Source organism: Synechococcus sp. CCY9202, assembly GCF_034931685.1.
Taxonomy (GTDB): Bacteria; Cyanobacteriota; Cyanobacteriia; order PCC-6307; family Cyanobiaceae; genus CBW1002.
Genome location: NZ_JAYGID010000089.1, coordinates 1 through 4549, shown reverse-complemented (window position 1 = coordinate 4549; position 4549 = coordinate 1). Strand labels below are relative to the sequence as shown.

Genomic DNA, 4549 nt, shown 5'->3' with positions numbered 1-4549 from the left:
CAGCGGTGGAGGTGTTTGAGGCTGCAGCGCAGCAGCGCTCCACCAGCATCGATCCCCAGCACCTGGCGGAGATGGCCGCCGGCAGGCGCCGCTCGCTGACGCTCTGCACCCCGATGCAGATGGTGCCTGAGATCGTGCGCTCGCTTGCCCACAGCAATGTGGCCGTGTACCAGGTGCAGCTGCTGGAGGAGTGAGCCCAGACTCACTCCATCGTGCGCACGGGGGTGGTGCACCAACGGCTGCGGCCGATGCCGGCAGCACTCTGGAAGCGATCGTCGCGGAAGTCCGCTCGGCCGCTTCTGGGCTCAATGCGGGCCACCCGCCAGAGCTCCTGCTCGCAGTTGATCGTGACGGTGATGCGGGTGCCGTCGGAGGCGTTGATCCGCACGAAGCGCACACCGTCGTAGAGGCCCAGGGGCTGGCCGCCCGCTGCCTGAAGCAGCACCCCGAGGTTGCTGCCTGCCGGGGCTGCCCATGCGGCAGCCGGGTGGCTGACAAGGCAGCCGGCGATGGCCGTGAGCAGCAGGGGGAGCCGGGGGAGCAGGCTGGTCATGGGGAAGAGGCGCGGCGACTCGGAACAGCAGCATCCAGCATGACAATGTGTCTGGGGAAAATGCGTCTGGAGAAAAGCCTCACGATGCGCACCTGTCTCCACCTGCTGCTGGCCGTCTCCCTGGTGCCGCTGCCGGCACCAGCAGCGGAGGTCTGCACCCCATCAGAAAGCACCGTGGCCGAAACCCGCTGCGTGATGGAAGCCCTCCAAGCCAAGGATCGGGAGCTGGAGAAGGCCCTGGTGCGGGTGGCCAGCGAGGCCAGGCAAGTGCCCAGCGAAACCTTTCAGACGCTCTGGCGCGACAACCTCACCGGCTTCTACAGGACGAGTTCCGACCCAAGCGAGCAGGCGCGTGCTTTCCGCGCCGAACGCCGCAAGGTGTGCGCCTACGCCAAGTCGGTGAGCTTCCAGGGGACGGGCTATGGCATCTTCACGACGCGCTGTGAGCTGGCGCTCACCCAGACCCTGCTGGAGCAGCTGCGGCCATGAAACGCACGCTCATCCGCCTATCGCTGTTGCTGCTCGCTGGTTCAATGGCCTGCTGGGTCGCCTATCGGCTGATCGGCGTACATGTGGATGCAGATGGCATCCTGCGGGAGGCCTTTCTTCTGATCCCTATCGGTTATGTTCTGGGCTTAGGTGGCGTTGGGGCTGGGATCGCTGGCCTGCTGTGGAGAGAGCCAGCAAGAGGCAGGTGATGCAGATGTCAGGCATTTAACGACCTCAATATGTAATCCCACATAAGCCCTTGGTGTCTTAATCTAAATCCAGATCTCCTCCATCACTCGGTACATATTGCCGCCGAGGAACTTGCCGCAATCCTGTTCCGAGTAGCCTTTCTCCAGCATTTTGTCCACCAGTGCGGCAACGATCTGATACGGCGCCGGTGTGGGTACGCCCTTGGCGCCCATCGCCGCGCTGTAACCGCCATCGGGAAACACGGCCGCACCCGCCGGGGTCTGAATCAGCGAAGCAGTGAGGTTGACATTGGGAATGAAGTCCGAACCAAAACCAACATGATCGATGCCTACGAGGTTTGCCATGTAGTCGACATGACGAAATAGAGCATCGGTAGTCACGATATCCGGATTGGTCTTGTCCATGAAGGCGCCGACCATATTGATCGAGCACACACCACCACTCTTCGCAATCGCCTTGATCACCGTATCAGAGAGACTGCGCTGGTAGTCTGCAATTGCCAATGCTCCCGAATGCGATGAGATCACGGGTTTGCTGCTGCGTTCAATCGCATCGAGTGATGTCCGCTCACCGGTGTGGCTGACATCAACAATCATGCCGTAGCGGTTGTAAGCATCGATCAACTGTTTGCCATACGCAGTCAGGCCACCGTTGGCGGTCTCAAAACAACCATCACCGACGGCATTCCGCTGGTTATAAGCGAGCAGGCAATATCCATAGCCCAGTTGCCGCCATAACCCGACCATATCCACATCGCCAGCAAACAATGCCGTGCCCTGATGGGTGAAGAACAGGCCGAGCTTGTTTTCTTTGATGGCGGTATCGATATCATTGGTCGTGCGCACAATTTTGTATTTGTCGGGTTTCTCGCTGATCTTGTTCAAGTAGAACATCAGTGACTGCGCGACACCCTTGATCGAAGAATCCAGCGAATCTGCCGATGGGCAGCATGCCAGCACCTTGAAACCCGCTGCCTTGCAACGCTCCATTTCGTCGTGAAATTCCGGTGCCTGCGGGCTAGACCACTGACTCGGCCAGACGCCAGAAAACAGGGTATCCATCGTGATGGATGCCTTCACAATTTTCTTCGCCCTGTTTGTCGCAGAATATTTGTGCAACCGTTGGGGGATCTTCGAGTAATCGATGATATTAAGTTTAGGCGTGCTGACCGAGGAATTGGTTGGCGGGATGTCAGCGGCTGATGCGTTGTTGGAGCCGAGGATTAGAGTGGATGCTGCCCCTCCCCCTATAAGAGCGAGCGTCTGCAGGAACTCACGCCTGGTGGAATCGCATGCCGGTGGCGAATAGCCTATAACGTCAAGTCCCGTGTCGATTATGGCCAGCTCCTTGGAACCATTACGTTCTTGATTGTTTCTTATTTTGTCTCTCATTTGAGATATACCTCATGTGTTTATTGGTGTCCAACTTGTTCTTAGCTGAATCCGCAGAAACTGGCAGCCATAGCTTCGCATTCCGTATAAGACGCTAATTCCTTGGGCCGCAGCCTCCAGGACCCACTGTGAGTCAGGGACTTTGCAGAGCGCTGTGCCAGTTGGTTGACGATTTATGCGGACCTTCATATGTGTACTGCATTGTGTGTGAGCACAAGTACTTACTGGACATACAGAAAGACCGCGCATGCCTCCAGGTTTGGAACCCGCCTAACGCTGGCCATCACCTGACCGCAAAAAGCTGCTGGTTCGGGATCTCATTAGGCTTCGGGAAATTGAAGGGGGCGGGTCAGGTGCATGGCCGTGTTGGCAAGGCATCTACACAGCGAACATCGCCTGAAGAACACCCAGCAGCTCAGTCAACGTAGTCTCCGAAAGACTCCCCAATCGCTTGATGAGTCGTTCCCTATCTACGGCCCTCAACTGGTCAGGCACAACATGACCTTCTTTGCCGTCAAACTGGCAACCCACACGAAACGGGTATGGATGGCCGCCAGTCGTGAGCGGGGCAACAATGAAGGTGCGAAGGTGAGTATTCAACTCGTCCGGCGACACTACGACACAAGGCCTAGTCTTCCTGATTTCAGAGCCTCGCGTGGGATTCAACGCGACAAGGAAGATGTCACCTCTTGAGACGCGTTCCTCAGTCACCATGACCACTCTTCATCATCAAACCTAGAAGCGCTCATCTCATCAAGCAGCCCCTCCGGCTCGAATGACGCTGCCGCCTCTGCCCAGCCAGCCCTCGGATGCGCCAACGGCCTGATGGTCAGAACCCCTGGAGCTGCCTCGATCTCGACGTCGTCGGCCAGCCCCGCAACCTCAAGCAACGGCTTGGCGAGGCGGATCCCTCTCGAGTTACCGATTTTGACCAGCTTTGCTCGGACCACCACTACACCCCGCAACCGTGCTCACATTGTAGTCACAGTGGCAACCTCCGCGCATTCCCCTGCTCTGGCTAACGCTGGCCATCACCTGCCCGCAGAGAGCATTAGAAGAAGATTCTCAGAGGGAATAGTGAATCTGCGGTGGCGGGTCAGGTGAATGGCCGTGTTAGAGAGTGGCAGGATTGTCAGGAACAAGCAGGGGCAGGATCCTTGCTGTAACCATCGCCAGCACATCAGACGAAGCACGCTCAATCAGCTTCGCCTTCCTGGCACGCCAGTCAAGGCTCTTCAACTGATCTGCAAGGACGACACCGACCACACCACTGCCCTCAGGCAATGCCACTTCAAACGGATAACCCTTGACTCGTGATGTCACTGGACAAAACAAGGCCAAGCCCACCTTCGCGTTGTAGGCCTTTGGCGAGATCACCAAAGCAGGACGCCGCCCAGCCTGCTCACTACCCGTCTGCGGTGTGAACTCCAGCCAGACCAAGTCACCCCGATCAGGGACATACGCAGCAGTCAACAGAAGATCTCCGCACCGACAGCAGAGCCCGTATCGATAGAGGAATGGAGGTTCTCCTCTGAGACCTCTGCCAAAAGATCGTCGAGGCTGAGGCGAGCAGGAACCGACGGCTTCACGACAAGCTCGCCATCCTTGGCACTCAAGCTAACTTCAGAGCCAGCGCCGAGGCCAACCTCCTCAGCCAGGCCGCGCGGGATCCGCACCCCAAGACTGTTTCCCCATTTCTGGACGCGCGTCTGCACAGCAACCCAGCGGCTATACAGGGAGTATACCAGTTGTGGGCCGCAAACGCTTCGCCCCCATCTCTCTAAGAGTTTGCTGAAAAACGAGCCCACGAGCCAGTTTTCCACAGGCATCAGTGGATTTCCGGCTCAAAAAGTCGGATCGGCGGCTATCAGAGCCGCAAACTGCCCGATTTCGGCATCGTTGGCCT

The 4549-nt window shown here is 58.0% G+C and carries 8 protein-coding genes; 3 read left to right on the top strand and 5 right to left on the bottom strand.

From position 1 onward, the window contains the following. A partial coding sequence (locus VB777_RS12045) for a hypothetical protein (RefSeq protein ID WP_323249216.1) occupies window positions 1–194 on the top strand: 194 nt, incomplete at its 5' end. 8 nt (window positions 195–202) lie between these two features. Here the strand turns inward: VB777_RS12045 and VB777_RS12040 are convergent. Then, window positions 203–553, bottom strand: coding sequence for a hypothetical protein (locus tag VB777_RS12040; RefSeq protein WP_323249214.1), 351 nt, complete (start codon window positions 551–553; stop codon window positions 203–205). Window positions 554–637: 84 nt separating this feature from the next. Between VB777_RS12040 and VB777_RS12035 the strand changes: the two genes are divergently transcribed. Together VB777_RS12035 and VB777_RS12030 are read left to right on the top strand one after the other, a co-directional pair. Then, window positions 638–1042: a lysozyme inhibitor LprI family protein gene (locus VB777_RS12035; RefSeq protein WP_323249212.1), complete on the top strand. Its 405-nt coding sequence runs from the start codon at window positions 638–640 to the stop codon at window positions 1040–1042. Continuing rightward, complete coding sequence (locus VB777_RS12030; protein ID WP_323249210.1) at window positions 1039–1251, top strand: DUF3955 domain-containing protein; 213 nt, start codon at window positions 1039–1041, stop codon at window positions 1249–1251. Before VB777_RS12035 ends, VB777_RS12030 begins: the two co-directional genes overlap by 4 nt. Window positions 1252–1314: 63 nt before the next feature. On the opposite strand, the gene VB777_RS12025 is transcribed toward VB777_RS12030, so the two are convergent. From VB777_RS12025 to VB777_RS17455, 4 genes are all read right to left on the bottom strand, one after another. Next, on the bottom strand, window positions 1315–2643 hold the full coding sequence (locus VB777_RS12025) for a dipeptidase (RefSeq protein WP_322758351.1): 1329 nt from the start codon (window positions 2641–2643) through the stop codon (window positions 1315–1317). 378 nt (window positions 2644–3021) lie between these two features. Further along, a complete protein-coding gene (locus VB777_RS12020) occupies window positions 3022–3357 on the bottom strand; it encodes a type II toxin-antitoxin system PemK/MazF family toxin (protein WP_322758352.1) in 336 nt (111 codons plus the stop codon). Between the two features lie 399 nt (window positions 3358–3756). Beyond that, window positions 3757–4116, bottom strand: a complete 360-nt coding sequence (gene mazF / locus VB777_RS12015) for an endoribonuclease MazF (RefSeq protein ID WP_197158779.1) — start codon at window positions 4114–4116, stop codon at window positions 3757–3759. Next, entirely contained in the window at window positions 4113–4472 is a 360-nt protein-coding gene (locus VB777_RS17455) for an AbrB/MazE/SpoVT family DNA-binding domain-containing protein (RefSeq protein WP_416238349.1), read from the bottom strand. The genes mazF and VB777_RS17455 overlap by 4 nt, the downstream gene beginning before the upstream one ends. Window positions 4473–4549: the final 77 nt, after the last annotated feature.

Bases quoted from the DNA above. Each gene is read 5' to 3' on its own strand.
- VB777_RS12040 (WP_323249214.1), bottom strand. From the start codon at position 553: ATGACCAGCCTGCTCCCCCGGCTCCCCCTGCTGCTCACGGCCATCGCC.
- VB777_RS12035 (WP_323249212.1), top strand. From the start codon at position 638: ATGCGCACCTGTCTCCACCTGCTGCTGGCCGTCTCCCTGGTGCCGCTG.
- VB777_RS12030 (WP_323249210.1), top strand. From the start codon at position 1,039: ATGAAACGCACGCTCATCCGCCTATCGCTGTTGCTGCTCGCTGGTTCA.
- VB777_RS12025 (WP_322758351.1), bottom strand. From the start codon at position 2,643: ATGAGAGACAAAATAAGAAACAATCAAGAACGTAATGGTTCCAAGGAG.
- VB777_RS12020 (WP_322758352.1), bottom strand. From the start codon at position 3,357: ATGGTGACTGAGGAACGCGTCTCAAGAGGTGACATCTTCCTTGTCGCG.
- VB777_RS17455 (WP_416238349.1), bottom strand. From the start codon at position 4,472: ATGCCTGTGGAAAACTGGCTCGTGGGCTCGTTTTTCAGCAAACTCTTA.